Source organism: Curtobacterium luteum (assembly GCF_001475545.1).
GTDB lineage: Bacteria > Actinomycetota > Actinomycetes > Actinomycetales > Microbacteriaceae > Curtobacterium > Curtobacterium luteum_A.
The window spans coordinates 1-1,076 of record NZ_LDQC01000181.1 but is presented as its reverse complement, the minus strand read 5'-3'; the positions used below and the strand labels follow the sequence as shown (position 1 = coordinate 1,076).

At 68.2% G+C, this 1,076-nt stretch carries 1 protein-coding gene and 2 pseudogenes; 1 reads left to right on the top strand and 2 read right to left on the bottom strand.

The features are described from left to right. Window positions 1-162: fructose-bisphosphatase class II (locus NS184_RS17605; protein ID WP_152998318.1), on the bottom strand; the 162-nt coding region annotated here is incomplete at its 3' end. Between the two features lie 158 nt (window positions 163-320). Here NS184_RS17605 and NS184_RS17040 point away from each other — a divergent pair. Then, window positions 321-815, top strand: a pseudogene (locus NS184_RS17040) (class II fructose-bisphosphate aldolase); the annotation flags it as partial. A 63-nt stretch (window positions 816-878) separates the two neighbouring features. Here NS184_RS17040 and NS184_RS18810 read toward each other — a convergent pair. Beyond that, window positions 879-1,019: pseudogene (locus NS184_RS18810) on the bottom strand (class II fructose-bisphosphate aldolase); the annotation flags it as partial. Window positions 1,020-1,076: the final 57 nt, after the last annotated feature.

The window sequence follows — 1,076 nt, the reverse complement described above, 5'->3', positions numbered from 1 at the left end:
CCTCATCGCGTCCACCGCGGCGCCGTCCGCGAGGTTCTTCTCACCGCGCCCGATCCACGGCTGCGCACGGATCGCCGCCGCCTCCGTCGCACGCACGAGCTCGAGCGCCAGGTTGCGGTCGGGCTGGAGGAACAAGGAACCGGTCTCAGTGGTGGGAGTCACGGCCCCCAGCGTACCGACCGCCGGCCGCGAGGCGGGCCGGTCAGGAACGCAGTGAACGCATGTGCAGCACCGACGGAACGGGCGCGCGTAACCCGCACCGCGCCTCCAGAGCCAATGGCTAGGCTCGGCGGGGAACCACCACGTCGAAGGAGATCGCAGTGCCCATCGCAACGCCGGAACAGTACGCCGAGATGCTCGAACGAGCGAAGGCCGGCAAGTTCGCCTACCCCGCGGTCAACGTCTCGTCGTCGCAGACGATCAACGCGGTCCTCCAGGGTCTGCAGGAGGCCGGCTCGGACGGCATCCTCCAGGTCACCACCGGTGGTGCCGACTACTTCGCGGGCCACACGGTCAAGAACCGTGCCGCCGGCGCCCTCGCGATGGCGAAGTTCGCCCACGAGGTCGCGAGGAACTACGACATCACGGTCGCCCTCCACACCGACCACTGCCCGAAGGACGCGCTCGACGGCTTCGTCCTCCCGCTCATCGCCGCGAGCGAGGAAGAGGTCCGCCAGGGCCGCAACCCGATCTTCCAGTCGCACATGTGGGACGGCTCCGCGGTGCCGCTCGACGAGAACATCGAGATCGCGAAGACGATGATCGCGAAGACGCGGAACATCAACGCCATCCTCGAGGTCGAGATCGGCGTCGTTCGTGCCCTCGTGCTGGACGCCGTCCTCCTCGCCGCCGACGACGCCGATCTCGACCTCGAGGATGGCGTTGATGTTCCGCGTCTTCGCGATCATCGTCTTCGCGATCTCGATGTTCTCGTCGAGCGGCACCGCGGAGCCGTCCCACATGTGCGACTGGAAGATCGGGTTGCGGCCCTGGCGGACCTCTTCCTCGCTCGCGGCGATGAGCGGGAGGACGAAGCCGTCGAGCGCGTCCTTCGGGCAGTGGTCGGTGTGGAGGGG